At 57.0% G+C, this 26324-nt stretch carries 30 protein-coding genes, 1 other RNA gene and 1 riboswitch; of the genes, 10 read left to right on the forward strand and 21 right to left on the reverse strand.

All coding sequences use genetic code 11. From position 1 onward, the window contains the following. Positions 1-43: 43 nt before the first annotated feature. From pal to rcdA, 10 genes are all read right to left on the reverse strand, one after another. Positions 44-547, reverse strand: a complete 504-nt coding sequence (pal, locus tag ACFPLB_RS06550) for a peptidoglycan-associated lipoprotein Pal (protein ID WP_378228572.1) — start codon at positions 545-547, stop codon at positions 44-46. Between the two features lie 305 nt (positions 548-852). After that, positions 853-2142, reverse strand: coding sequence for a Tol-Pal system beta propeller repeat protein TolB (tolB, locus tag ACFPLB_RS06555; protein ID WP_378228619.1), 1290 nt, complete (start codon positions 2140-2142; stop codon positions 853-855). A gap of 54 nt (positions 2143-2196) precedes the next feature. After that, positions 2197-3267, reverse strand: coding sequence for a hypothetical protein (locus tag ACFPLB_RS06560; protein WP_378228573.1), 1071 nt, complete (start codon positions 3265-3267; stop codon positions 2197-2199). Between the two features lie 5 nt (positions 3268-3272). Beyond that, positions 3273-3716, reverse strand: coding sequence for a protein TolR (gene tolR, locus ACFPLB_RS06565; RefSeq protein ID WP_378228574.1), 444 nt, complete (start codon positions 3714-3716; stop codon positions 3273-3275). Positions 3717-3767: 51 nt separating this feature from the next. Next, complete coding sequence (tolQ, locus tag ACFPLB_RS06570; protein WP_378228575.1) at positions 3768-4478, reverse strand: protein TolQ; 711 nt, start codon at positions 4476-4478, stop codon at positions 3768-3770. Positions 4479-4670: 192 nt separating this feature from the next. After that, the gene (gene ybgC / locus ACFPLB_RS06575) at positions 4671-5141 is read right to left on the reverse strand and encodes a tol-pal system-associated acyl-CoA thioesterase (RefSeq protein WP_378228576.1); all 471 of its coding nucleotides are present in this window, start codon (positions 5139-5141) and stop codon (positions 4671-4673) included. After that, entirely contained in the window at positions 5138-6175 is a 1038-nt protein-coding gene (gene ruvB / locus ACFPLB_RS06580) for a Holliday junction branch migration DNA helicase RuvB (protein ID WP_378228577.1), read from the reverse strand. The genes ybgC and ruvB overlap by 4 nt, the downstream gene beginning before the upstream one ends. Before the next feature lie 58 nt (positions 6176-6233). After that, on the reverse strand, positions 6234-6854 hold the full coding sequence (gene ruvA / locus ACFPLB_RS06585; RefSeq protein ID WP_378228578.1) for a Holliday junction branch migration protein RuvA: 621 nt from the start codon (positions 6852-6854) through the stop codon (positions 6234-6236). Between the two features lie 20 nt (positions 6855-6874). Continuing rightward, positions 6875-7384: a crossover junction endodeoxyribonuclease RuvC gene (gene ruvC, locus ACFPLB_RS06590; protein WP_378228579.1), complete on the reverse strand. Its 510-nt coding sequence runs from the start codon at positions 7382-7384 to the stop codon at positions 6875-6877. Between the two features lie 69 nt (positions 7385-7453). Beyond that, positions 7454-7975 carry a protease adaptor protein RcdA gene (gene rcdA, locus ACFPLB_RS06595; protein ID WP_378228580.1) on the reverse strand — a complete coding sequence of 174 codons (522 nt, stop codon included), beginning with the start codon at positions 7973-7975 and terminating at the stop codon, positions 7454-7456. A 517-nt stretch (positions 7976-8492) separates the two neighbouring features. Here rcdA and ACFPLB_RS06600 point away from each other — a divergent pair. The 5 genes from ACFPLB_RS06600 (at position 8493) to ACFPLB_RS06620 (ending at position 13218) form a co-directional block, all read left to right on the forward strand. Further along, entirely contained in the window at positions 8493-9140 is a 648-nt protein-coding gene (locus ACFPLB_RS06600) for a thiamine phosphate synthase (protein WP_378228581.1), read from the forward strand. A 1-nt stretch (position 9141) separates the two neighbouring features. Then, positions 9142-10125 (forward strand): tetratricopeptide repeat protein, encoded by a 984-nt coding sequence (locus ACFPLB_RS06605; protein ID WP_378228620.1) that lies wholly within the window; start codon positions 9142-9144, stop codon positions 10123-10125. A 136-nt stretch (positions 10126-10261) separates the two neighbouring features. After that, a complete protein-coding gene (locus ACFPLB_RS06610) occupies positions 10262-11062 on the forward strand; it encodes an inositol monophosphatase family protein (protein ID WP_378228582.1) in 801 nt (266 codons plus the stop codon). A gap of 95 nt (positions 11063-11157) precedes the next feature. Beyond that, complete coding sequence (locus tag ACFPLB_RS06615; RefSeq protein ID WP_378228583.1) at positions 11158-12186, forward strand: MotA/TolQ/ExbB proton channel family protein; 1029 nt, start codon at positions 11158-11160, stop codon at positions 12184-12186. Continuing rightward, positions 12187-13218, forward strand: coding sequence for a peptidoglycan -binding protein (locus ACFPLB_RS06620; RefSeq protein WP_378228584.1), 1032 nt, complete (start codon positions 12187-12189; stop codon positions 13216-13218). A gap of 30 nt (positions 13219-13248) precedes the next feature. Here the strand turns inward: ACFPLB_RS06620 and ACFPLB_RS06625 are convergent, their stop codons facing one another. Continuing rightward, on the reverse strand, positions 13249-15039 hold the full coding sequence (locus tag ACFPLB_RS06625) for an ABC transporter transmembrane domain-containing protein (protein ID WP_378228585.1): 1791 nt from the start codon (positions 15037-15039) through the stop codon (positions 13249-13251). Positions 15040-15224: 185 nt separating this feature from the next. Here ACFPLB_RS06625 and rpmE point away from each other — a divergent pair, with 185 nt between their 5' ends. Further along, entirely contained in the window at positions 15225-15446 is a 222-nt protein-coding gene (gene rpmE / locus ACFPLB_RS06630) for a 50S ribosomal protein L31 (protein WP_378228586.1), read from the forward strand. A 204-nt stretch (positions 15447-15650) separates the two neighbouring features. Here the strand turns inward: rpmE and ACFPLB_RS06635 are convergent, their stop codons facing one another. The 8 genes from ACFPLB_RS06635 to rpmB all read right to left on the reverse strand — a co-directional run bounded on the left by ACFPLB_RS06635 (position 15651) and on the right by rpmB (position 20228). Next, positions 15651-16400, reverse strand: coding sequence for a YebC/PmpR family DNA-binding transcriptional regulator (locus tag ACFPLB_RS06635; protein ID WP_378228587.1), 750 nt, complete (start codon positions 16398-16400; stop codon positions 15651-15653). 73 nt (positions 16401-16473) lie between these two features. Further along, the gene (locus ACFPLB_RS06640; protein WP_378228588.1) at positions 16474-16596 is read right to left on the reverse strand and encodes a hypothetical protein; all 123 of its coding nucleotides are present in this window, start codon (positions 16594-16596) and stop codon (positions 16474-16476) included. Then, complete coding sequence (locus ACFPLB_RS06645; RefSeq protein ID WP_378228589.1) at positions 16593-17363, reverse strand: TerC family protein; 771 nt, start codon at positions 17361-17363, stop codon at positions 16593-16595. The genes ACFPLB_RS06640 and ACFPLB_RS06645 overlap by 4 nt, the downstream gene beginning before the upstream one ends. 117 nt (positions 17364-17480) lie before the next feature. Further along, on the reverse strand, positions 17481-18305 hold the full coding sequence (locus tag ACFPLB_RS06650) for a TIGR00282 family metallophosphoesterase (RefSeq protein WP_378228590.1): 825 nt from the start codon (positions 18303-18305) through the stop codon (positions 17481-17483). Between the two features lie 52 nt (positions 18306-18357). Continuing rightward, positions 18358-18942, reverse strand: a complete 585-nt coding sequence (locus ACFPLB_RS06655) for a 5-formyltetrahydrofolate cyclo-ligase (RefSeq protein ID WP_378228591.1) — start codon at positions 18940-18942, stop codon at positions 18358-18360. A 26-nt stretch (positions 18943-18968) separates the two neighbouring features. Continuing rightward, a non-coding RNA gene (gene ssrS, locus ACFPLB_RS06660) (6S RNA) lies at positions 18969-19125 on the reverse strand. Positions 19126-19185: 60 nt separating this feature from the next. After that, positions 19186-19863, reverse strand: a complete 678-nt coding sequence (locus ACFPLB_RS06665) for a queuosine precursor transporter (RefSeq protein WP_378228592.1) — start codon at positions 19861-19863, stop codon at positions 19186-19188. Between the two features lie 68 nt (positions 19864-19931). Continuing rightward, on the reverse strand, positions 19932-20228 hold the full coding sequence (gene rpmB, locus ACFPLB_RS06670; protein WP_378228593.1) for a 50S ribosomal protein L28: 297 nt from the start codon (positions 20226-20228) through the stop codon (positions 19932-19934). 278 nt (positions 20229-20506) lie between these two features. Here rpmB and ACFPLB_RS06675 point away from each other — a divergent pair, with 278 nt between their 5' ends. Together ACFPLB_RS06675 and yddG are read left to right on the forward strand one after the other, a co-directional pair. After that, a complete protein-coding gene (locus ACFPLB_RS06675; protein WP_378228594.1) occupies positions 20507-21298 on the forward strand; it encodes a DUF3108 domain-containing protein in 792 nt (263 codons plus the stop codon). Positions 21299-21334: 36 nt separating this feature from the next. Then, positions 21335-22216, forward strand: coding sequence for an aromatic amino acid exporter YddG (yddG, locus tag ACFPLB_RS06680; protein WP_378228621.1), 882 nt, complete (start codon positions 21335-21337; stop codon positions 22214-22216). 50 nt (positions 22217-22266) lie between these two features. Here yddG and gloB read toward each other — a convergent pair whose 3' ends face one another. Then, entirely contained in the window at positions 22267-23034 is a 768-nt protein-coding gene (gloB, locus tag ACFPLB_RS06685; RefSeq protein WP_378228595.1) for a hydroxyacylglutathione hydrolase, read from the reverse strand. 137 nt (positions 23035-23171) lie between these two features. Here gloB and ACFPLB_RS06690 point away from each other — a divergent pair, with 137 nt between their 5' ends. Then, positions 23172-23912: a class I SAM-dependent methyltransferase gene (locus ACFPLB_RS06690; protein WP_378228596.1), complete on the forward strand. Its 741-nt coding sequence runs from the start codon at positions 23172-23174 to the stop codon at positions 23910-23912. 102 nt (positions 23913-24014) lie between these two features. Here the strand turns inward: ACFPLB_RS06690 and ACFPLB_RS06695 are convergent, their stop codons facing one another. Next, a complete protein-coding gene (locus tag ACFPLB_RS06695) occupies positions 24015-24938 on the reverse strand; it encodes a homoserine O-succinyltransferase (RefSeq protein ID WP_378228622.1) in 924 nt (307 codons plus the stop codon). A gap of 69 nt (positions 24939-25007) precedes the next feature. Then, positions 25008-25087, reverse strand: a riboswitch (SAM riboswitch). A 127-nt stretch (positions 25088-25214) separates the two neighbouring features. On the opposite strand from ACFPLB_RS06695, the gene ACFPLB_RS06700 reads away from it, so the two are divergent. Further along, positions 25215-26324 (forward strand): pyridoxal phosphate-dependent aminotransferase, encoded by a 1110-nt coding sequence (locus tag ACFPLB_RS06700; protein WP_378228597.1) that lies wholly within the window; start codon positions 25215-25217, stop codon positions 26322-26324.

The raw sequence follows: 26324 nt of genomic DNA on the forward strand, positions 1-26324 counted from the left end.
GGCTCTGCTGGCCGCCTTTTTTAATCCGAAACTGTTTTGCGGATCAGGAACCGGCGCCACCCAGCGTGGTGACGGCGCGACGGTTCTGCGACCAGCAGGAAATGTCGTCACAAACGGCGACCGGGCGCTCCTTGCCGTAGGAAATGGTTCTGATGCGGTTGGCGGCTACACCTTGCGAGGCAAGATAGTCGCGTGTGGAAGCGGCACGGCGTGCGCCCAGTGCAAGGTTGTATTCGCGGGTGCCGCGCTCGTCGGCATGACCTTCGACAACGATCGAATACTGGGTGTAGCGGTTGAGCCACTGGGCCTGACGGGCCAGCGTCTGCTGGGCATCGGCACGGATCGACGAGGAATCCAGATCAAAGAAGATGCGGTCGCCGACATTGACGGTGAAATCCTGCGAGGAGCCGGGCGTTGCCGCGCTGCCGCCAAGGCCAAGATCAGCCGCACTGTTGGGGGTTTTCTTGGAAGCACAGCCAGCCAGCGCCAATGAGGCAACGAGGGCGACCACTACCGGATTTGCTGCAAATTTTGCGATACGGCGCATCCCGCCTCTCCTTCGCGTTCGAGTGAGTTTATTGATCTGCCAGTAACCACGTTTGGGTTAATCAGCCTTCAAAAAACACGGTTAAAATTCAGTTTACGTCCTTGGATGATGCCTTTCCAGATCAGATCAATCATCTGGTCTGAAAGCAACTTGTCCGGTTCAAGGCGCAATCCGTTTGGTTTGCCTTAAGCCAGATGGTGACAAAGCGGCAAAATCTTGGCCACAATTTGTTTTGGGCTGCTTTACAACAAAATACGCTCAAAATATCAGGTTTTAAGCGTATTTTTAAAATAAAAGAGGTCCCCTCAATCAAGCAGAGGCGACCAGGCCGGGTCGGAAGCAAAATTGGGCGAGGGCACCTGCTGTTCATTGCGGCCGGTCAAATCGACTGAATACAGCTTGGGGCCACCTGTGCCTGCCGCCTGTTTCAGATACATGATGACCCGCCCGTTCGGCGCCCAGGTCGGGCCTTCCTGAAGAAAGCCGGAGGTTAAAATACGCTCGCCCGAGCCATCGGTGCGCATCACGCCAATCTGGAACTGACCGCTCGATTGCTTGGTAAAGGCAATCAGATCACCGCGTGGTGACCATACCGGGGTTGAATAGCTGCCCTCGCCAAAGGAGATGCGGGTCTGGCCTGAGCCATCGGCATTCATCACATAGATATGCGGCCGTCCACCCCGGTCCGAGGTAAAGACGATTTTTGATCCATCCGGCGAATACGAGGGTGAGGTGTCAATGGCGTTGGAACTGGTCAGGCGCGTGGTGTTGCGGCTTCGCAAATCCATTGAATAAATGTTGGAATTGCCGTCATCGCGCATCAGGCTCATAATCACCCGCTGCCCGTCGGGGGAAAAGCGCGGGGCAAATGTCATGCCCGGAAAATTGCCGACCAGTTCGCGCTGTCCGGTCTCCAGCTGGAGCAGATAAACGCGCGGCTGCCCGCTTTCATAGGACATATAGGTGATTTCCTGCCGGGTGGGCGAAAAGCGCGGCGTCAGCACAATGGCGCGCCCGTCAGACAGGAAGCGGGCATTGGCTCCGTCCTGATCCATGATAGCCAGCCGTTTCTTGCGGTCATTCTTGGCGCCCGATTCGTCGATAAAGACGATGCGGGTATCAAAATAGCCCTTTTCACCGGTCAGCCGCTCATAGATGGCGTCAGCAATGATGTGGGCAACGCGGCGCGTATTGGCCCCATTGGCAAAAAACTGCTCACCGGAAAGCTGCTGCCCGGCAAATGTGTCCCAAAGCCGATATTCGGCGCGCACCCGGCCGTCACTTTCCTTGCTGACGCGGCCCGTGACGAGTGCCTGTGCATTGATGACCTTCCAGTCGTCAAAGCGTGGGGATTGATCGGGGCTGGCGATCTTTTCAATGAAGGCCGCCTTGTCGATGGGCGCAAACAGGCCCGAACGCTTCAGGTCGGCGGTGACGATGGAGGAGATTTCCGTGGCCAGTTCACCCCCGGCAAAATCGGTAATGGCGATGGGCAGCGGCTCGATGGTGCCTTTGTTGACGTCAATCACGACCTGTGCAGTGGCCGTGCCGGTCACCAGAGCGGTTGTAACACCTGTCAGTGCTGCCACCATCATCAGCGTCTTGAGCAATGTTTTCATGCTTTCAGCCTCGTTGCTTTCAGTCCGCGATCAGAACATGTCGCTTGGGTCGAAATTGACCACGATTTCCGACCAGCTATCATATTTATCGGCGGGCAGATTGAAGGGCGCGCATTTCTGGACGGCGCGCACTGCGGATTCGGCGGCTGTCCGGCCCGGGCCGGAAGGCGCGCCGCCTGCGATGATTTCGGGGCGGCCTTCCAGCACACCGGAACGGTCAAGATGAAAGCGCACCGAAACCTTGAGAATGGCTGCATCGTCCACACCGGCAGGAATGCTCCAGCAGCCGCCGAGTTTCTGGCGCAGCGCATCCATCTCATTTTGTGAAAGGCGATTGCCGCCAGTGGTTGTTTGCCCTCCCAATGATGCCTGATCATTGGAACGCTTTGCGCCACCGCCGGAAGGCTTGCGCTTGTCGAGCAAGGCTGCAATTTCATCGGCGTTGAAGTCTTTTTCGTTTGAAGTCTGCTGCGCGGTATTTTGCTTGACCGGTTTTTCAGCAGGCTTTTTCTCAACCGGCTTTGCAGCCTGCCTCTCGGCAGGTTTGGGCCGTGCCTGCGGGGCAGGGGCCGTATCGGGAAGGGCTGCCTGTTCCACCGGCTTTTCCTCAGCCGCTATGGCTTCTGCCACGGGATCAGGTGTGACCGGCTCGGGCGGGGCCGGTTCCGGTGTGCTTTCAGCCGGTTTTGGCTCTGGCGCCTTGACCGGCTCGGGCTTTGGCTGCTCTTGTGGTTTAGGCGGCTCGTCAGGAACCGGCGTTTCAACAGGTGTTGGCGGTGGTGGCGCAGCCGCGGCATTATCAACCGGCACAGGCTTGGGATCAGGCGTGATCGGCTTATCCGTATCGACACTGTTTTCGCCCACTTCAGTTGCATCAGCGACAATATCGGGGCGTTGCGTGGGGGTAGGCGCAGGCTTTTCATTCATCGGCGCCTGGCGATCGCCTTTTTGAATCTGGGTCAGTTCTTCCAGCGGCACAATATCGACTGGCAGGGATTCGACAGCGCTCACCTCAAAGGCAGCAGGAGCCGACAGCGACACCAGCCCGAAGGCAAGCACTGCGACATGCAAAGCTGCTGATGTGGTAAGGCTTGCCTTCACGTTTGTCAGTCCTGTTCCTGAAGGGTGACAAGGCCGAGATTTTTGTAACCGGCAGCTGAAATACGGGCCATGACCTGCATGACCGTGCCATAATCGGCAATCTTGTCGCCGCGCACATAAATGCGCTCTTCATAGCCGGTCTGGGCAATGGCCTCGAGGCGCGGCACGACTTCGTCGAGCGCAATCTCGGTCTCCTGAAGATAGATCTGGCCCTTGTCATTGACCGAAACGGTAATCGGCTGGGTGTCGGTATTCATCGGATTGGCCTGCGTTTCGGGCAGGTCGATGGGCACCCCGACGGTCAGCAGCGGGGCTGCGACCATGAAAATGATGAGCAGCACCAGCATCACATCCACAAAGGGCGTGACGTTGATTTCGGACATCAGCGCATTGCGGCGACCCCGCCGCCCGCGCCTGCTCCTGCTACCGGCACCTACAGACATTCCCATTTTCTAAAACCTCAAGCCATTTGGCCCATTTTTAAAACCGCAGATCAAGCCTCAGGCAGCCTTGCCTGTTTTCTCATCAATCTGGCGCGAGAGTATGGCGGAAAACTCATCGGCAAAGCCTTCCATGCGCCCGGCCAGCCTGCCGGCATCGGATGACAGCTTGTTATAGGCAATGACGGCGGGGATGGCGGCAAGCAGGCCAATGGCCGTGGCCAGCAGCGCTTCGGCAATACCGGGGGCCACAACTGCCAGGCTGGTGGATTTGGAACCGGCAATAGCCTGAAACGAGGTCATGATGCCGATCACCGTACCAAACAACCCGATAAAGGGGGCGGCCGAGCCGATTGTGGCCAGAAAGCCCAGGCTGCCTTCCAGGCGCTCCATCTCGCGTGTCAGCGCAAGATCCATCGCCTTGTCGATACGCATTTGCAGACCGTGCGGTGATTTTGCACCTTTTTCAAAGCTCTTTTTCCATTCGCGCATGGCGGCCACAAAAATCGAGCCCATGCCGGTGGTCTTGCGATCGGAAAGGGTGCGGTAAAGTTCTTCCAGCGACTGTCCCGACCAGAAAATCTGCTCAAAGCGGTTAAGCGCCAGCTTCATGCGGCCATAAGAGACAATCTTGTCGAAGATGATGGCCCAGGTCCATATGGAGGCCCCCAGCAGACCGATCATGACCAGCTTGACCACCCAGTTGGCCTGCATGAACAAGGCCCATATCGACAAATTCGCTGCCGGTTCAGCAAGAGCGATATTTTCCATCCAAACCTTCCTTAAAACTTTGCAGGCCGGGTTTTTACCGGCCATTCTTGCCGGAAATACTCTCAACAAGCGTCATTGGCTGCCTTTTTACGGCAAATGTTGGTCAAAGGAAGGCATGTCCGCCCCTTCGATTTTCATCGCTTCTTCATGAAGTGTTATGGTTAAGGATGTGTTAGAGTATTTTGCAGCCAGTCAGGATTTTGGCCCGGGGGTTGGCATGAAAGCTGCAATCCAGTCTTTGGGAAAACGGCGCGGGCGACCATTTTCGCCAATAATGGCTGCTTCAACACGCGCTTCCACCAGCAAGTCGTCATCGCGCTTCAACTGCTGGGCCATGGTGATGCGCGCCCCCGACACTTCCAGCGTGCGGGTTTCAACGGTTAAAATATCGTCGATGCGGGCGGGTTTGCGAAAGTCGATTTCCATGCGCCGCACCACCCAGACGATTTTTTCGCCCTGTTCACCGGCTGCCAATTGCGTGTGATGGACACCCACCAGCCGCAGAAAGTCAGAGCGGCCCCGCTCGAAAAATTCCAGATAGCGGCCATGATAGACAACGCCGGAAAAATCCGTATCGGCATAATAGACACGCGCCATAAGCCGGTGTCCGAAAGTGGTCAATTCACCTGAAAGGCCGGGGGGAATGTGGTCTGGCGCGCTCATTCGTCCTCAAACAGGCTCGTCTGCTGCTGGGTTATATCACGCGGCGCTTCAAGCCCTAAATGACGCCAGGCATTGGCGGTTAAAATACGGCCCCGCGGGGTGCGCTGGATAAACCCCTGCTGGATGAGATAGGGTTCGATAATGTCCTCAATGGCGTCACGCGGCTCTGAAAGGGCAGCGGCAATGGTTTCCACGCCCACCGGACCGCCACCAAAATTCTGGGCAATCATCAAAAGATAGCGCCGATCCAGCGCATCAAGCCCCTGTCCATCGACCTCCAGCCGCAGCAGGGCCTCATCGGCAACCTTGCGGTTGACGGTTTCTTCACCTGCAACGGTGGCGAAATCACGGACCCGCCGCAGCAACCGCCCGGCAATACGCGGTGTGCCGCGGGCGCGGCGCGCAATTTCCACCGCGCCATCATCATTCATCGGCAGGCCAAGCAGGCGCGCACCGCGCCGCACAATCAGTTCCAGCTCGTCCACCGTATAAAAATTAAGCCGCACCGGAATGCCAAACCGGTCACGCAGCGGATTGGTCAGCAGGCCAAGCCGCGTGGTTGCCGCCACCAGCGTGAAGCGGGCAAGGTCGATCTTGACCGAACGTGCGGCCGGACCTTCGCCGATAATCAGATCAAGCTGGAAATCTTCCATCGCCGGATAAAGAATTTCCTCAACCGCCGGGCTGAGGCGGTGAATCTCGTCAATGAACAGCACATCACGATCTTCAAGATTGGTCAAAAGAGCGGCCAGATCGCCCGCCTTGGCAATGACAGGGCCTGAAGTGGAGCGGAAATTGACGCCCATTTCACGCGCCATGATCTGGGCAAGCGTGGTTTTGCCAAGCCCCGGCGGACCGACAAACAGCACATGGTCCAGCGCATCCCCGCGCCCTTTGGCGGCTTCAATAAACACTTTGAGATTGGCGCGCGCTGCCGCCTGCCCGACAAAATCGTCAAGCGTTTGCGGGCGCAGCGTCTGCTCGGCATCTTCGCCGCGCTGGTCGGGAGAAATAAGGCGGGGGTCCGTGTTCATGGCGCTGTCCTGCCATGATGCGCGATCCGGGGCAAGCAGGCTGTGGGCAGGCGCAAACTCACCTTGCCAGTTCCTTCAGGCCAAGGCGGATGAGTTTTGCCGAATCGGCATCTTCACCGGCTGTTTTCAGCGCTGCGGCTATCGCATTGGCGGCAACATCACGCGCATAGCCAAGATTGGCAAGCGCTGAAACCGCATCCGCCACGGGCGCAGGGGCTGTGCCCTCGCCCAGTTCCTGTTTCAAGCCGATGGTGCTGCTGGCTTCACCGGCAAAGGCAGGCGCCTTGTTTTTCAACTCTGTAATGATGCGCTCAGCCACTTTCTTGCCGACGCCGGGGGCGCGCGTCATCATGGCAAAGTCACGCAAGGCAATGGCATTGGCAAGTTCAGCAGGTGACAGGGCCGACAATACCGACAGCGCCACCTTGGGGCCAACGCCCGGCACACTGGTTGACAGCAGGCGAAACCATTCCCGTTCCAGTGCGCTGGCAAAACCGTAAAGCCGGATCATGTCCTCGCGCACCAGCGTTTCGATAAACAGCACAATGGCTTCACCGGGGCCGGGAAGGGCGGCCAGCGTTCGGGCTGAACAAAATGCGATATAGCCGACGCCTTGCACATCAATGATGCAATGATCTTCGCCGATCTCGTCGATTTCCCCTTTCAGCTTGCCGATCATGTTTTTATCTGCCCCTGAATTTATGCACTTTGCCGCAACCGATATGCCACACTTTGCCGGTGATGGGCATGACAGATGGCGATGGCAAGTGCGTCGGCGGCATCATGGGTGTCAAACATGGCCTTTGGCATCAGCACCTTGACCATCATGTGGATCTGTTTCTTGTCGCCATGGCCAACGCCGATGACTGCTTTTTTAACCGCATTGGGCGCATATTCAGCCACCGGCAGACCGGCAAGGGCTGGAACCAGCATGGCGACGCCACGCGCCTGCCCCAGTTTCAGGGTTGCGGTTGCATCCTTGTTGACAAAGGTTTGTTCCACTGCCGCCTCATGCGGCATGGCCTGGTGCAGCACCTGCGACAGGCCCTCATGCAATTGGCACAGGCGCGAGGCCAGATTTGCCTTGGCATCCGAGCAGACCGAGCCGGACGCCACAAAGCGCAAGGAATTGCCAAGGCTTTCGACAATGCCCCAGCCGGTGCGCCGAAGCCCGGGGTCGATGCCAATAATTCGAATCGGTTCTGCCATGATTGCTCACTTTATTCACTGGCCGCAGACTTGCCAGCAAAATGTGAACAAACCAGAAACAGGATCAGGTCAGCCGCGGGCAAAAGCCGTGTTGAGAAGTGAAATCTGGTCAAATACCGGGCTGCCGCGTTCCAGCCCTTGCGGCAGCGCTCCGCCATAGACTTCCTCATCCATGCGGCGCACCAGCGATTGCAGGCGCAAAGAGCGGCGCACCAGATCGACAAATTCGACCGGCAATTCACTCCAGCCATCGGCATCTTCATGGGCTGAGACCGTATCAAGGCGCACCTTGGCTTTTTCAGCCGCCACCTGATCGCGGGTCATTTCACCCGAATTGGCGGCGCGTTGAAGCAGCAGCCAGGAAGCAATCTGCATGAGCCGTGTCGTCAGCCGCATGGATTCGGCCGCATAAAGGGTTGCGGCCAGACGGCTGAGCTTTTTGGCCTCCATGCGTCCACGCGAATCCAGATAATCGGCGGCATGCTCAACCAGCCCCATGCCTTCATTGTAAAGCGGCTGGAAGGAAGGTGAGAAAATCCGGTGCTCGGCCAGCCTGACCGTATTCCCGCTTTCCTGAGACGATTGATTCATATTGCACCCTGGCCGGACCAGGAAGCGATTCGCTTCCATCGCATAGCTGCCATCCTATAAGGCTAACCGCCCGGAAAATGCGCCTGATGGCATTTCAAGGCAAGCATATACTTAATGGAAGGTTAATATAAACAGCTTGCTTGTGCAAAATGGACCTCGACCCTGAAACTGTTGCCTGCCCCCGAGGCAGGTTAAAAAAAGAGCCGCAGGTTAGGCGGCTCTGAAAAGTTAACAGGGAGGCGTCAAACAAAGTGGCTCCAACCACTCGGTAAGAATCCAGATCACTGGATAGGTGCAGTAATCAATCGTAAAGCTTAATGGAGGCTTAAACTTGCCGGAAATTGTCGCCTAAATGTCCTGTTTTCAGGTCATTTTCTTCACAGCCCCTGCATGGAGCCTGATCTGTTCAAGCCGCGCGCTTTGCTTTATGCCCCAATGCAGCCAATTTTGCCACGCTAGATCATTTCATCTGTTTCCGTGAAAAATGCTCTAGAATAAAAAGAAAACCGGAACCGTCATGACCTTGCAAACGCCTCCCAATCGCTGTCGCCTTGTTCTCATCGCCATGCCCGGCACGCAAGATGATCAGCTTGCTGCGGCTCTTGCAGGGGGTGATGTGGCTTCCGTGCTGTTGCCACAAGGCGACATGGATGAAGTGGCTTTCCAGCGTTCCGTTGAAAAACTGGCGCCGCTGGCGCAGGCTGCAGGTGCAGCCGCCATCCTTGCCGGTGACAGCCGGGTGGTGGGGCGCATCAAGGCCGATGGCATCCATATTGAGGGCAAGCGGCCGGAACTGGCGGATGCCATTGAGCGTGTGCAAGAGCGCATGGTGGTCGGCTGTGGTGGGGTCAAAACCCGTGACGAGGCGCTGGAGCTTGGCGAAGAAGGCCCTGACTATCTGTTTTTTGGCCGCTTTGGCTATGACACGGATGCAAACCCGCATCCGCGCAATCTCAACCTTGGCGCATGGTGGGCAGAAATGGTGGAAATTCCCTGCATTGTCATGGGGGGTAATGATGTGGCCTCGGTGGTTGATGTGGCTGCAACCGGCGCGGAATTTGTCGCACTTTCAGCCGCCGTTTTTGCCGATGGGGGCGATCCGCGGGAGGCGGTGGCGCGTGCCAATGCGCTGCTGGATGAACATGCACCCCGTTTCGACAACTGATATGGCAAGGCGCGCTGGCCTTGCATTGCTTTTGTCCTGCGCGCTTTTGAGCGCCACGGGGACGCCTAAGGCTGCGCCGGAAAAGAGCGACAGACCCCATCCGCAGTCCTCGGCATCGGATGCACCGGCCCAGCAACCCGGGCTCGATCCCGCCCGTTTTGGCAGGCGGGTTGATGATGCCTATGGTGCGTATCAGCGCGGGCTTTACAAGACCGCCTATAATCTGGCCTTGCCACGCGCTCAAAATGGTGACCCGGCGGCACAGGTGCTGCTGGCTGAATTGCTGGCGCGCGGGCTTGGCGTTCCCCTTGATGCCAGGCAAGCGGCAAAATGGTATGAGGCGGCTGCCGAACGCGGTGTCCCCGAAGCACAGTTTCAATATGCCTTGATGCTGCTTGACGGTAATTTTGTGCCACAGGACAAAAAACAGGCCTATGCGCTGATGCAGGCAGCAGCCGAGGCCGGAAATGCGCTGGCCCAGTTCAATTTTGCCCAGCTTCTGGTGAAGGAAAACCCCGAAGATCTGTCTCTGGCGGTCGATTATTATGAACGCGCCGCAGAAGCGGGCGTGGCCGATGCGCAATATGCGCTGGCGCAGATCTATGCCAATGGCGTTGGCGGCCGCCAGCAAGACGACATCAAGGCCCGTGAATGGCTGGAAAAGGCGGCGCGACAGAATTTTGATACCGCCCAGCTTGATCTGGCCCAATGGTTCATTGAAGGCCGTGGCGGCGCGCGCGACTACAAGCAAGGTTTCAGCTGGATGCAACTGGCGGCCAATGGCGGCAATGTCGCCGCCCAGAACCGGCTGGCCAAGCTTTATGTGGCCGCTCTTGGCACTGATCCTGATCCGGTTCTGGCAGCCGCCTGGTATATTGTGGCGCGCCGTGCCGGGCTGATCGACCCTGAAATGGAAGGCTATCTGGAGGGCCTGACCAAAGAGGAGTTGCAACAGAGCGTGCAGCGCGCCAACCGCCTGCCCTGACAAGCCTGCCCTGACATCCGACAGAGACGACGACAATGCAGGCCTCTCTTGCCACAGACGGCGATTTGTGGTCTTGGAAGCGTCAATTGTCCGCGCTTGCCGGCATTTTTTCAATGGATCTGGAGATCATATCGTCATGGCCCGTTCAGCCCTGCTCAACGTCATGGTTCAGGCAGCCATGAAGGCCGGTCGTTCGCTTTCGCGCGATTTCGGCGAAGTTCAAAACCTTCAGGTGTCTCTTAAAGGTCCGGGCGATTATGTCAGTCAGGCGGATCGCCGCGCTGAAGACATTGTTTTTTCCGAGCTTTCCAAGGCCCGCCCCGGCTATGCCTTTTTGATGGAAGAGCGTGGCGCGGTTGATGGTGAAGATGATCAGCACCGCTGGATTGTCGATCCGCTTGATGGCACCACCAATTTTCTGCATGGCATTCCGGTTTTTGCTGTGTCCATCGCCTTGGAGCGTCAGGGCCAGATCGTTGCCGGTGTTGTCTACAATCCGATCATGGATGAGCTTTACACGGCTGAACGCGGTGGCGGGGCATTCATGAATGACCGCCGCTTGCGGGTGGCTGCGCGCACCAAGCTGACCGATGCCGTGGTTGGCTGCGGCGTTCCACATCTGGGCCGTGGTCATCATGGTGATTTTCTGATTGAACTGCGCAATGTCATGGGCGAGGTGGCAGGTGTGCGCCGCATGGGCGCGGCCGCCCTTGATCTGGCCTATGTGGCGGCTGGCCGTCTTGATGGATATTGGGAAAATAACCTGTCACCATGGGATGTGGCCGCCGGGCTTTTGCTGCTGCGTGAGGCAGGCGGCTTCGCTTCGGACACCAGGGGTGGCCAGCAGATATTTGAAACCGGCGGGGTTGTTGCAGGCAATGAGGCGATTCACCGGGCGTTGATCAAGACGCTGTCAAAGCCGGTTGCCTTGCGCTGATATGTGCCGCATGAGCCATCTGCCATAAGCGGTTCCCACTTATGGGTGACATGTTGTAGTGTCAGTGTAACGTACGCAAATCAGATGGAAGATACATGGCCCTGCTCAGATCGTTCGGTATTGGCGGTGGTTCGGATGTACTGAGCTACGATCCGCACAAGCTTTCCAGCCCGCAGGCGTTTTTGCTGACCATGGTCATTTTTCTGGTGCTGGTGGGCTTTATCGCCATTATCCTCAGCCGGCAGATCCAGTCCGCCTTTATCACCAATCCCGGCCTGAATGGCCTTATTCTGGGTGTACTCATTGTCGGTATCCTGCTGGCCTTTGGGCAAGTGGGGCGGCTGTTTCGTGAAGTGCGATGGGTTAATTCTTTCCGGGCGGGGGCCGAAACCACCAATCCGGTATTGCTGGCGCCCATGCAGGCCATGCTTGGCCGTTCCGCCTCGATTGCGGTTTCGACCAGTTCCATGCGCACCATGCTTGATTCGATCGCCACGCGCCTTGATGAAAGCCGCGATACCTCGCGCTATCTTGTCGGCCTTCTGGTGTTTTTAGGACTGCTTGGCACGTTCTGGGGGCTTTTGCAGACCATTGGCTCAATCTCCGACACCATTCAGTCGCTGGATCCGGGCACCGGCGATTCAGCCTCTGTTCTGGAGGCGCTTAAACAGGGGCTTTCGTCACCGCTTTCAGGCATGGGAACAGCGTTTTCATCCTCGCTGTTCGGTCTTGCCGGGTCGCTCATTCTTGGTTTTCTAGATCTCCAGGCAGGCCGTGCGCAGAATCGTTTTTACACCGAGCTTGAAAACTGGCTGTCTTCGGTGACCGATCTTTCCTCTGATCTTGCCGCGCCCGGCAGTGGACAGGATACAGGCGCCACAGATGAGCTGCGCGCTCTTTCCGAGCGGCTGCGCTCGCTCCAGGAAAATGACGGCTCCAGCCCGCGCGTGGCCGCTGCCATGGCCAATCTGGCCGATGGTATTGCCGGTCTGGTCAAGAATATGCGTTCCGAACAGCAGATCATGCGGGATTGGGTGGAAGCCCAGTCGGATGAACAGCGCGCCATGCGCGAAACGCTGGAAAAAATTGCCGATGCGCTCAAGGCGCAAAAGGGAGGAAACTAGGTGGCTCTGGGCCGTGGGCGGCGCAGTTACCGTCACATTGATTATTGGCCGGGTTTCGTCGATGCGCTGTCGACGCTGCTTTTGGCCATCATGTTTTTGCTTTCGGTGTTCGTGCTGGCGCAATTTCTGCTTAGCCGTGAGATTTCCGGCAAGGATGAGGCGCTCAACCGCCTGAACGCCCAGATCAATGAACTGACACAGCTTCTGGCGCTTGAGCGCGCCAATGTACAGGACACGCAGGACGCTCTTGTCAATCTTCAGGCGTCGCTTGCTGGTGCTGAATCTGAAAAAAGCCGGCTGGAACAATTGCTGGCGGCAGGAGCAGGGGCGGGCAGTGAAGCGTCTGCGCGCGCTGACAGGATTGCTGGAGAGCTGGACAGCGAACGCCAGATCAGCCAGCGCGCCTTGTCGCAGGTTGAATTGCTCAATCAGCAGATTGCCGCCCTGCGTCGCCAGATCGGGGCGCTTGAACAGGCATTGGAAGCCTCGGAAGCACGCGACCGCGATTCCAATGCCAAGATTGCCGATCTGGGGCGTCGGCTGAATGTGGCGCTGGCCCAGCGTGTGCAGGAACTGAACCGCTACCGCTCTGATTTCTTCGGGCGGTTGCGCGAAATCTTGTCTGATCGCGACAATATCCGCATTGTTGGTGACCGTTTCGTGTTTCAGTCGGAAGTTTTATTTCCTGTCGGCTCCGATCAGATTAATGAGGCAGGCCAGGTTGAGATGCAAAAACTGGCTGGCGCCATTATCGAGTTGCAAAAGGAAATCCCGCCCGAGATTCACTGGGTCTTGCGGGTTGATGGTCACACCGATGACCAGCCCTTGTCGGGGGCCGGGCGCTTCAAGGACAATTGGGAATTGTCGTCGGCGCGCGCCCTTTCGGTGGTCAAGTTCCTGATTGCCAACGGGGTGCCGGCCGACCGGCTGGTGGCTGCCGGTTTTGGTCAATATCAGCCGCTGGATGAAACCGATACACAAGAAGCGCGCGACCGCAATCGCCGCATTGAACTGAAGCTGACCGAACGCTGACGCTTCTTTATCCTGAAATTGGTTCCCAATTCAGGAGACAGGCTCTAAAATTCCGGCCTTGAATTGCAGGTGGGCAAGTTCGGCATAAAGGCCGCCTTTGGCGACAAGACTGCGATGGTCGCCCTCTTCGACAATGCGCCCCTCATCCATGACAAGGATGCGATCGGCCTGAAGCACGGTTGCCAGCCGGTGCGCAATCACCAGCGTGGTACGGGTTTGCATCAGGCCAGACAATGCGTCCTGAACCAGCATTTCACTGGCGGCGTCAAGTGCTGAAGTGGCCTCATCAAGCAGCAGAACGGGCGCATTGCGCAAAATGGTGCGGGCAATGGCAAGGCGCTGGCGCTGGCCGCCTGAAAGGGTCACGCCACGCTCGCCCACCTGCGTGTCATAGCCCCGCTCCAGCTTCAGGATGAATTCTTCGGCTTGTGCTGCCTGTGCTGCGGCCCTGATCTCGGCCTCTGATGCCCTGGGGCGGCCAAAAGCGATATTGTCGCGCACGGAGCTGGCGAAAATGGTCACATCTTGCGGCACAATCGACATGCGTGCCCGCAGCGCCTGCAGGTCGGCTTCGCGCAGATCAGTACCGTCCATGAAGATGGCGCCATGGTTTACATCATAAAAGCGCTGAAGCAGGGCAAACAGCGTGCTTTTACCAGCACCCGATGGCCCGACAATGGCAATTGTTTCTCCTGGCTGAACGGTGAAGGAAAGCTCATGCAGCACCGTGCGGTCGGGGCTTGCCGGATAGGCAAACGACACATTTTCAAAGGCAAGCGCGCCACGCGCCGGAACCGGCAGGGGGGTCGGGTTGGCAGGTGATCTGATTTCAGCTTCTGCGGCCAGAAGTTCGGTCAGCCGTTCAGCCGCACCGGCAGCCTGTGCAAGCTCGCCCCAGACTTCTGATAAAGCGCCCAGTGCACCGGCTGCAAAAACCGAATAGAGCAGAAATTGCCCAAGTGTGCCCGGTGATATGGCACCCGTAAGAACATCACGCGAACCAAACCACAGCACCGCAACCACAGACGAAAAAACAATGAAGATGGCGACAAAGGTGAGCAGGGCGCGCGCCAGCACGGAAGAGCGCGCTGCCTTGAAAGCGGTCTCGACCGCTGCATGAAAACGGCTGGTGACAAGGTCTTCATTGGTAAAGGATTGCAAGGTGCGGATGGCGCTAATCTGCTCGCCCGCATAGGCATTTGCTGTTGCCAGCATGTCTTGCGCGGCTCGTGAGCGCTGGCGCACGGAACGCCCGAAGGCAATCAGCGGAATGACCACCAGCGGAATGGCGCCAACCACCAGACCCGACAGTTTGGGGCTGGTGATCACCATCATGGCCAGCGCCCCGAAGCCGAGAATGAGATTGCGCAAGGCAACTGAAGCCGTTGCTCCCACTGCAGATTTGATCTGTGTGGTATCGGCAGCCAGCCGCGAGATGATTTCGCCTGATTGTATCCGGTCGAAAAAAACCGGGGATAATGTGGTCAGATGCGAAAAAACATCACGGCGCAGATCCGAAACGACCCGCTCCCCCAGCGTGATGACAAAATAATAGCGGGCGGCCGAGGCAAGAGCCAGCAGTGCCGCCATGCCCATGAGCATGGCAAAATAATTGGACACAAAAGTGGTGTTGGCGTGGGAAAAACCCTGATCGATCAGGCGACGCACAGCCAGAGGCAGCGCAAGTGTCGTCACTGCCGCCATCACCAGCGAAATCAAGGCGCCGATAACCAGCCCGCGATAGGAGCGGATATAGGGAAAAACCTGCCTGAGCGGTTTAAGTGAGCGCCGCCGTGCTTCGGCATTTTCAGATTGCGCCATATTACGGGTCTCCATCACTGCCGGTCCTGCCATTATGCGCTGTTGCGACCTTGTGATTCAGTTTCAGGTGTTGTATAGGCTCGCCGACCGTTTCAGGCTGCGGCTTTTGAATAGCTGCGGCCTTGAGTTTTTTAAAAGGGGCGCATCGCCGCAGGGCCGCCGTACCCCAATATAGGACGAGAGCGATGAAGGCAGACATTCACCCCGATTATCACGCCATCAAGATTGTAATGACCGATGGCACCGAATACATGACCCGCTCGACCTGGGGCAAGGAGGGGGACACGATGAACCTCGACATCGACCCGACCACGCACCCGGCCTGGACCGGCGGCCAGCAGACGCTGGTTGACCGCGGTGGCCGTCTGTCGAAGTTCAAGAACAAGTTTGCCAATCTCGGCATTTAAAAATCTTGAGAGTTGTTCGGGGCGCGCGTGCGCGCTCATATAAATTGAACAATAAAAAACCCGCCTTGCATGGCGGGTTTTTTTATTGGGGATTACTTAGAGCGCCGTGCGTCCTATCGGACGCACAAAGGACGCTCTAACTCTTTGAATGAGCATCGGAATTATCCAAAAACCGATTCCATTTTTTGGTCCGAAGCTCTAGCCTTATCCGGCACTCAGTCTCGCCAGCGTTGCATCGTCAACCTCAAAATTGGCATAGACGTTTTGCACATCATCATCGTCTTCAAGCACACCAACCATCTTGATCAGTGACTGGGCGCGCTCTTCATCAACAGGAATGGTGTTTTGCGGCTTCCAGATGGCTTTGACCGAACTTGCTTCACCAAGCGCCTCTTCCAGTGCTTTGGCGGTTTCGTTGATCGCTTCAAAAGCGCAGTAGATGGTATGGCTCTCCTCATCAGATTCCACATCTTCTGCACCTGCCTCGATAGCTGCCTCCATAATGGCGTCGGCAGAACCGGCGGAAGCCGGATAGGTAATTTCACCCACCCGGTCCCACATGAAGGAGACCGAGCCGGTTTCTCCCAGTGAGCCGCCAGCCTTGGTGAAGGCGGCACGTATATTGGAGGCGGAGCGATTGCGGTTGTCGGTCAGCGCCTCGACAATCACCGCCACGCCGCCGGGGCCATAGCCTTCATAGCGCACTTCCTCATAGTTTTCGCTATCACTGCCGGCGGCCTTGTTGATGGCGCGCTGGATATTGTCCTTTGGCATGGATTCGGAGCGGGCATTTTGAATGGCCAGACGCAGGCGCGGGTTCATGGCCGGGTCAGGCATTCCCGCCTTGGCTGCAACCGTGATTTCACGCGCCAGCTTGGAAAAGAGCTTGGAGCGCATCGCATCCTGACGGCCCTTGCGATGCATGATGTTTTTAAATTGTGAATGGCCGGCCATAAGGTTCCCTGATGTTTGGTGACGTCCGGGTCGCAACAGGCTGGAATGCCCGGGACCGGACCTGTTTGTCTGGTCAGGCGCCGGGCGGTCCGACAGAAGGTTTCCGTTTGATGAAGCCGATGCCTGCAATGGCGCGCTTATAAAGAAAACCGGGCAATTCGTCCAGCCGCACACCAATATCGCCCTGCAACATCATCTGGGTTGATGGCCGCGCTTTCTTGTCCTTGCCTTGCGCTGCCGGGCCAGCATGTTCAGCCCCTCGACCATCGCTGAAAAACCCATGGCGGCATAGATATAGCCTTTGGGCACATGAAAGCCCATGCCGTCGGCAAGCAGCGTCATGCCGATCATCAGCAGGAAGCCCAGCGCCAGCATGACGATGGTGGGGTTTTTCTCAATGAAGGCCGAGAGCGGATTAACCGCAATCAGCATTACGCCCACGGCAACAATCACCGCAATATACATGATGGCGATCTCATCGGTCATGCCAACGGCGGTGATGATGGAATCGATGGAAAAAACCAGATCGAGCAGGAGAATCTGGAAGATGGCGCCACCAAGCGAGAGTTCGACGCTGTGTTTGATCATCTGGCTTTTGTCGGCGTCAGGGTCAACCGAATGGTGAATTTCGCGGGTGGCTTTCCAGACAAGGAACAGGCCGCCGGTCATCAAAATAATGTCGCGCCATGAAAATGGGTGGTCAAACAGCACAAACAGCGGATTGGTGAGTTTGACGATGTAGGAAATTGTGGCCAGCAGCAGCAGGCGCATGATGAGTGCAGCCCCAATGCCAAGTGTGCGCGCCTTTGCGCGGTGCTTGGGTGGCAGCTTGTTGGTCAGGATGGAAATGAAGATCAGATTGTCGATGCCAAGCACGATCTCCAGAACCACCAGAGTGAGCAGCGCCACCCATGCGGTCGGGTTGTTCAGCCAGTCGAAATGGCCTGCGAGAAAATCCAGCATCTGGCAGCAGTCTCCAATGGAACGCTGGCAAAAACTAGAGCATTTTGCAGTCAAATGGAATCATTTGACTGCAAAATGCTCTAACCTTGGGAATGCCAGAGGCTTTCTGGCGGTCTGTCAGGTCCAGAAAGACGGCATCACCTCTTCCAGCCGCGGGCCGCGCCGGAAGGGGGAAATTTTTTCAGCCAGGCCGGTGCGGTCGGAAAGGGTCACACCAACGCCGCACAGGGTTGCCGGGCCATTGGCCGCCTCAAAACGGCCTTTGGGTACTTTGGACAGGAAGCGGTTTAATGGTTCTTCCTTGTCCATGCCCAGCGACGAATCATAATCGCCGCACATGCCCGCATCCGACATATAGGCTGTGCCGCCATTGAGAATCTGATGATCGGCTGTCGGCTGGTGGGTGTGGGTGCCGATCACCAGCGAGGCCCGCCCATCGACAAAATGGGCAAAGCACATTTTTTCACTGGTTGCCTCGGCGTGAAAGTCGATGACCACCGCGTCGGCCTGTTCGCCCAATGGACAGGCTGCCAGTTCCCGTTCACCGGCCTGAAACGGATCATCCAGTTCGGGGTGCATGAAGACGCGGCCCATAATGTTGGCCACCATGACACGCGCGCCATTACGGGCCATGTAAAGCCCGGACCCTTTGCCGGGCGTGCCTTTGGGGAAATTGGACGGGCGCAGGAAACGGTCTTCGCGGGGTGCAAAATTCAGTGCATCGCGCTGGTCCCATACATGATTGCCGGTGGTGACGACATCGGCCCCGGCCTCGATGGTGGCATGAAAAATGGCCTCGGTAATGCCAAAGCCGCCGGCTGCGTTTTCACCATTGACGATGACAAAATCGAGCCGGAAATCTGAAATGAGGCCGGGAAGCTGTTCCCAGACCGCCGTGCGGCCAGCCTTGCCAACCATGTCACCGAGAAAAAGAAGTCGCATGGAAAGGTTCTTTAGAGGATATGGACAGAAAGTGGAATGTGTTTTTCAACAATCAGGGCTGCTGAAAATGGTGCAATCCGTTTTCGGTAAGAATGTCATCAAGCCCAACGTCATGATCTTCTTGTGGCACATGCTCCACCTGCTGGCAGGCAAAGGCTGCGCCGATCAGGCGTGGCCGCAAGCCTTTTGCGTGAAGGCGCGCCAAGGCGCGGTCATAATGGCCGGCCCCATAGCCCAGACGATGGCCGCGCAGATCAAAAGCCGCCAGTGGCAGGAGAATGATTTCAGGATCAAGCACCGCAGCTTGCGGCCCCGGACCGAAGGTGCCAAAGCCGGTATTGACCAGCTCGCTGTTTTTCTTCAATTCACGAAATTCGATGGTTTTTTTGTCGAGTACAGCCGGAACACATAGCCGTGCGCCCTTGCTGTAGAGATTGTTTATCAGGGGGCGCAGGTCAATTTCGGAGCGAATCGGCAAAAAGGCGGAAATAATGGTTCCCGGCGTAAAATCGATCATTTGCGCGCCGATTTTGGCCACACGCAAAGCCAGTTCAGTGCGCAAGGCCTCATCCAGCGCATCGCGGCGAGCCAGGGCTTTGGCCCGAACGGAGTTTTTGTCTTCTGTGGCGGAGGTCATGCGCAGATCACAAATTTTTGAAAAAGTGACGATCCACAACAGCCGGTGGAAATGTCGATCCCGGGAACCTACAAAGTAGGTGGGCGCCATATGTCCGGCCCCACGGGACCAGTCAGGGACAGCTCCCTTGGAGATCGATAAGGCCCCGGGAATATGTATTCCTGCCGGGAAGCGCAGACCGTCACGCCCAATATAGGATGAACCATACCCGGACGCCAGTATCATCATCGGATTGCACGTCGATTACAGGCTGACTGGCCGGCTCCAGCGCAGCACCATCAAACGGTAAGGGATGAGTGCAAAGACGGCGATGGCCAGCTTGATGGTGAAGTCACCCACCGCCCAGGACAGCCAGCGCACCACATCGACAGGAAAGATGCCCATCAGCGGGGCAGGCTCCAGCGCAAACGGTTCATTGGGACCAAGAATGGCAAAGGCCGGGGCAAACGCCACGGCAAAGAACAGGGCTGTATCAAGCACGGACCCCGACAGCGTGCCGAAGATGGGGGCGCGCCACCAGCTTTTTTGGCGCAGCCGGTTGAAAACAGCGACATCGAGCAATTGCGCACTTAAAAAAGCAGCGCCCGAAGCGCAGGCAATGCGCACCAGCCGTGCTGCCGCCGTATCGAACTCGATCAGGCCAAGCCTGTAGAGCAGCGGCGGGCTGACGATGGAGCAGAGGATGGCGGCCATGAAGCCGATAAAGACAATGCGCCGCGCCACGGCCGGGCCATAGCGCCGGTTGGCAAGGTCGGTGACAAGAAAGGCGAAGGGGTAGGTAAATGCGCCCCAGGTCAGCACATCGGCCAGCGACAGGTGGGCCACCTGAACATCCAGCGGGAACTGGACAAGCACATTCGACGCCACAACGACAAGCGCCATGGCGGCCACGAAAGGCAGATAATTGACAAGAAAACGCATTTTTTTATCCTGGGTGATGGAACCAGTGCAGCGCTGCCTATCAAGGCAGCGGCTGCGCATGATCAGTTTCAGGCGTCGGCCTGTTCGGCAGTTTTTCTGGTGATCTGCTTCTTGATCAGACGGGCGCGCTGCGACAGTTCAGCCTCATCGGCCTTGATCAGGAAAGCGTCAAGACCACCGCGATGTTCAACCGAGCGCAGGGCGGCTGCGGAAATACGCAGGCGCACATTCTGGTTCAGCGCTTCGGAAATAAGCGTGACATTGACCAGATTGGGCAGGAAGCGACGACGGGTCTTGTTGTTGGCATGGCTGACACGATTGCCGGTCAGAACGCCTTTGCCGGTGAGTTCGCAAGCGCGGGACATGATTGCACCCTTCAATTATTCTTGTTCCGGCCAACCCAGATGCCCACGCAATACGACGCGCAGTCTCCAATGGGCTGACCTAAAGGAAAGTTGGCGTTCCATAGGGGGATTTCGCCCATGCGTCAAGCACAAGCTTGGCCTGTCACGGTAAACAGCCTTCTTAGAAAGGCCGAATTTGGCGCTATATGCAAGCTGATCGAGCCTGTCTCCCGAACTGGCTGCCAGTTTCGGGATAAAGACATGTGTAAAACAAAAAAACCAGAAACAGGACATGAGCCATGGCGTGTTCATTTTCTATCCGGCTTGCCGCTGCTGTCATGCTGTTGCCGCTGTTTGCATCTTCGGGGGCCATGGCTGCACAAAATTTCAGCGGTGATTACAGCGTAACCTATCTGGGCTTGCCGATTGCGCGCGCCGCCATCAAAAGCACTTATGAAAAAAGCAACTATTCAATCAGCGGTGCGGTCACCAGCGCCGGTCTTGGTCGCATTTTCGACGATACGAAAGGCACGCTGCGCGCAACCGGCAAGATTATGAACGAGGGGCCGGTCTCCCACAGTTTCCGGGCCGAATATGTGTCGGCAAAAAAACCCTCATTGGTCGATATCCGCTTTGCCAATGGCACGGTCGTGTCCACGCAGGTCAAGCCTGCCCCAAAGAAGCGCGGCAAGGACTGGGTGGCGCTGCAAGAGGCGCATTTGCGGGCAGCCATTGACCCGATTGCCTCCACCATGGTGCGGGCTGACAGCATTGACCATGTGTGTGGCCGCACGGTGAAAATGTATGATGGTGAAATACGCGCTGATCTGAAGCTCAGCCGCGTTTCCATGGGCACTGTTTCCGTAAAGGGCTATAAGGGGCCGACCGTTACCTGTCGCATGAATTTCCAGCCTGTTTCCGGCTACCGGAAGGGCAAGAAGTCGCTTAACTATCTGAAAGATCGCAGCCGTATCATGGTGACATTTGCGCCGGTCGGCCAAACCGGCATATATGCCCCGATCCGGGCAACGATCGGCACGCAGATCGGAACGATCACGATCAGCGCCAGCCGTTTCGAGGCGTCAAAATAGTTGCTGAATAAAAACGGGAGAGAGATAAAAATGGGGATGATGCAGGCAACACTGATCGGGTTTTCGGCTGTTGCCATGTGGGCGCTTCTGGCTCTGCTCACCGATGCGTCCGGGAACGTGCCGCCCTTTCTTTTGTCATCCATCACCTTTGCCATTGGCACCGGCGTCGGGCTTGTGAGCCGCCTGTTGATGCCCCGGCCCGCACAAAAGATACATATCCCGCCGCTGGTGTGGGTAATCGGTATTGCCGGATTGTTCGGCTACCACTTTTTTTATTTCACCGCCTTGCGCAATGCCCCGGCAGTGGAAGCCAGTCTGATTGCCTATCTGTGGCCGCTGCTGATCGTCATCGGCTCGGCCCTGATGCCGGGAGAGCGCCTTGCGTGGAACCATGTTTTGGGGGCGCTGCTCGGCCTTGCCGGAACTTTTTTGATCGTAACACGCGGCAATGGCCTGTCTTTTGATGCCAGTTACGCTTTCGGCTATGCCATGGCTGGCATCTGTGCGCTGGTCTGGTCAGCCTATTCGCTGCTGTCGCGCCGTTTTCCTTCCGTGCCAACAAGCGTGGTCACATGGTTTTGTGCCGCAACCTGTGTGCTGTCGCTGGTCTGCCATCTGCTGCTTGAAGAAACGGTGCTGCCAGCCAATGCGGGCCAGTGGCTGGCCGTGATCGGGTTGGGGCTGATGCCGGTGGGGGCCGCCTTTTACGCATGGGACATCGGCGTGAAGCGCGGTGATATTCAGGTGCTGGGGGCCGCCAGCTATGCCGCGCCACTTTTGTCCACTCTGGTGCTGATTGCCACCGGCTTTGCCGAGCCGTCGCTGCGCATTCTTGCCGCCTGCCTGCTGATTACCGGTGGTGCGGTGCTGGCGGCAAAGTCGCTGTTGCTTGGCAGGAAAATCCCGGCCGGGACTTAAGGTTTGTTTTGGCGCATGATCTTATCTGAAAAGTCTGCAGCTTTTCAGGATCATGCATTATCCTTGCGATGGCGGATTTCGGTAAAGACCTCGACATCCGTTGCATTTTCCATGCCAAGATTTTTACGGATTGTCGGATCGGCAAAGCGCAGGAACGGGTTGGTTTCAAGCTCTGCACCGATGGTGGTGGGCAAGGTTGGCTTGTTCTGTGCCCGCAAGGCCTCGATCTCTTTGGCGCGGGCCTGCAAGGCAGCATTGGCAGGATCAATGGTCAGGGCAAAACGGGCATTGCTCAGCGTATATTCATGGCCGCAATAGACTTGCGTGTCAGCAGGCAGGGCTGCCAGTTTTTGCAATGATGCAAACATCACTTCCGGTTTGCATTCAAACAAGCGCCCGCAGCCCAGCGCAAACAGCGTATCGGCGGTAAAGATGATGTTTGCCTGTGGCAGGTGATAGCAGACATGACCTGCCGTGTGGCCGGGGGTGGCAATCACGTCAATAAAGCCGCTGCCGAAAGCGATGCGTGAGCCATCCTTGACCGTCTCATCAATGCCGGGGATTTTGTCCTTCTCGGCTTCCGGGCCGGTAATGTGCAGGTTGAAGCGCTGTTTCAGGGCCAGATTGGCGGCCACATGGTCGCTGTGATGATGGGTGATGAACAGATGCGAGGGGGGCCAGCCGGTGCGCTCAATAGCGGCTATGATCGGTGCTTCTTCAGGCGCATCGATCAGCGCCACGGCATTGGTTTTTCTGTCGCGTATCAATGCACCGAAATTATCCTGCTGGCACGTGAACAGCTCAACTTCAACAGTCATGATCAATCTCCTTCGTCATTTTAGACATAGGGCGGATATAAGGGACTGTCATCCTCGCTTTTGGTTGCCCAGCGCAGGTTTTGTTGAAACTGCTGTCAACAGCGGTTAGCGTTTGATCAAAGCTGAAAAGGCGTTTCATGTATTCTGATATTGTTGATCTGCGTTCTTTTTATGCCTCACCCCTTGGCCGTCTTGCTGAGCGCTCGATTACCATGGCGCTGTCATCAATCTGGGCGCAGGTGCCCAATGAGCGTCTGGTGGGGCTAGGCTATGCCTTGCCCTGGCTGGAGCGCTTTGGTGCAGATGCGGAACGTGTGTTTGCTTTCATGCCCGCCACGCAAGGTGCGGTGTTGTGGCCAGCAACGGGACCTGCCGCCACAGCACTGGTGTTTGATGAGGAACTGCCGCTGCCGGATGCGTCTATCGACCGCATGTTGCTGGTTCATTCTCTGGAACATGTGGAAAACCCGCGCGAGACGCTGAATGAAATCTGGCGGGTTTTGTCGCCAGCCGGTCGTGTCGTTATTGTCGTGCCGAACCGGCGTGGCGTGTGGGCGCGTTTTGAACACACACCCTTTGGCACCGGCCGGCCCTATTCGCGCGGGCAGCTTGGCGACTTGTTGCGGGAGGCAAATTTCACACCGGCAGCATGGGCGGACGGGTTGTTGTTTCCCCCGTCACGCCGACGGTTCATGATGCGTATGCACAGCCTGCTGGAAAGCAGTGGCCGTAAAGCCTGGCCGATTTTTTCCGGTGTTATTGTCGTAGAAGCGCAAAAGCGCCTCTATCAGGGCATTCCGGTTGCCCAGCGGGCCTCGCGCCGCGTTTTTGTGCCTGTGCTTTCTCCGCAGGGCAGACCAAGCCTTGGCATGCGCTAAAGCATTTTGTGAGCACAGATGGTGCCATCTGGCGTTGCACAAATGCGGCTAAAACAAGAGCTTGGAGCAGTGGAAGCTGCGTTCGTCAGAACGCCCGTTGCGCTAAGCCGACTGGCCGATCTTGCTGAGATCAAATATGGTGGTCTGATAGACCTGATTGAGCCAGTTGCCAAACAACAGATGTGCATGTGAGCGCCACCGGTTGAGTGGCGGGCGTGAAGGGTCATTGCCCGGATAATATTCATGCGGCACGTCAATGGCGCTGCCTGCCGCAATATCGCGGTCATATTCTTCCTTCAGCGAGGTTGAATCATACTCGATATGGTTGAACATGTAGAGCCGGTTGCCGGTTGCTTCTGACAGCAGGCAGGGGCCGGTAATGTCTGATTCCATCAGCAGATCAAGGCCGCGATCCTGTGGAATGTCGTGGCTGCGCACTTCCGTCCAGCGTGATACGGGCACGGCAAAATCATCGGAAAAACCGGCAAGATAGGGCGAGGCCGGAATGTTGTTATGATGGCGATAGACACCGAAAGCCTTTTTATCCAGCGTATATTTGGGGATGCGATGGAAATGCCAGGCCGCGGCCATGGCCCCCCAGCAAATGAAGAAGGAGGAATGGACATTGGTGGTTGTCCAGTCGAAAATCTGTTCAAGCTCGCGCCAGTAATCCACATCCTCATATGCCAGCAGCTCGATTGGCGCACCGGTGATGATGAAGCCGTCGAACTTGCGCCCGCGCACTTCTTCCCATGTCTGGTAGAAGGAGATCAGATGCTCTTCAGACGTGTTTTTGGCCTTGTGATTGCCAACGCGCACCAGCGTCAATTCAACCTGCAAGGGCGAAGCGCCAAGCAGCCGGGCAAACTGGGTTTCGGTGCGGATCTTGTTGGGCATGAGGTTGAGCAAGCCGATCTGGAGCGGGCGGATATCCTGCCGCAGAGCGGTGCGTTCATCCATGACGGACACACCCTCGCGAACGAGTATTTCACGCGCAGGAAGCTGATCGGGGATCTTGATCGGCATCATATTCTCCAACAAACTGGCCGGCCAAACAAAAAAGACCGGCGGCGAAATCGCAACCGGTCCTGACAGGACTTGTCAGCCTCGGCCTTTTTTAGCGACTTCTTTAACGTGGCTGCAAGCCGACCGGCCAAATCACCACGGAACTGGCATATATTTAGGACTGGCCCCGATCTTCGTCAATGCTTGCTGACACACTCAAGTCTCGACAATGTCGGGTGTGACAGCTATTTCAAAATATCTTGCCGGAATGTCCCGGCCTTCAGCGGATTTCAGATCATGACCATGGCACCAGAACAGTCTCGTCCCCAGCCTCGCGCCGGTATTTTGGACATTGATGCTTATGTGCCGGGCAAAAGTACGGTGCCGCCGGGTGTGAAGCTGTACAAGCTTTCTGCCAATGAAAATCCGCTTGGCGCGTCTTCAAAGGCAACCGAGGCCGCGCGCGAGGCAGCCGGACGGCTGGAATTTTATCCTGACGGGTCATCGACATGCCTGCGCGAAGCCATTGCTGAGGTGCATGGGCTGAACATGGCCAATCTCATGTGCTTCAATGGTTCGGATGAGGCGCTGGCGCTTTTGTCGCGTATCTATCTTGCGCCGGGCGATGAGGCAATCTATCCGCAATATGGCTTTTTAGCCTATCGCATCGCCATTCTGGCAGCGGGCGCCACACCGGTGATTGCTGCTGAAAAGGATGAGCGCGTCGATGTCGATGCGATCCTTGCCTGTGTGAGCCCCAGAACACGCATGGTGTTTCTGGCCAATCCGGCCAATCCGACCGGCACCTATATTCCTTTCGATGAGGTGCGGCGTCTGCATGCCGGCCTGCCGAAAAATGTCATGCTGGTGCTTGATGCCGCCTATGCTGAATATGTGCGCCGCAACGACTATGAGGCGGGTATTGAACTGGTGGCAAGCGCGCAAAATGTGGTCATGACGCGCACCTTCTCCAAGGTTTACGGGCTTGGCGGGGCGCGTATTGGCTGGATCTATGCGCCAGTCCATATTATCGACGCCTTGGAAAGAGTGCGCGATCCTTTCAACGTCACGGCTACCGCACTTGCCGCAGGTGCGGCAGCGATCCGCGATCAGGCTCATGTCGAGCATTCGCTTGTTCATAATGAGACCTGGTTGCCCTGGCTCACTGAAGAACTGACGGCATTGGGGCTTCGGGTGACGCCCAGCGTTACCAATTTTATTCTCATTCATTTTCCGGAAGAAGGCAGGCATTCGGCTTCTGCCGCCGACGATTATCTGAGCGCGCGCGGCTATATATTGCGGCGCGTTGGTGCCTATGGGCTTCCCGATGCGCTGCGGATGACAGTCGGAACCGAAGAAGCCAATCGCGGTGTTGTCGCCGCACTGACTAAATTTCTGAAAAGTTGA

It is taken from the genome of Aquamicrobium segne (genome assembly GCF_042656785.1).
Classification (GTDB): domain Bacteria; phylum Pseudomonadota; class Alphaproteobacteria; order Rhizobiales; family Rhizobiaceae; genus Mesorhizobium; species Mesorhizobium segne.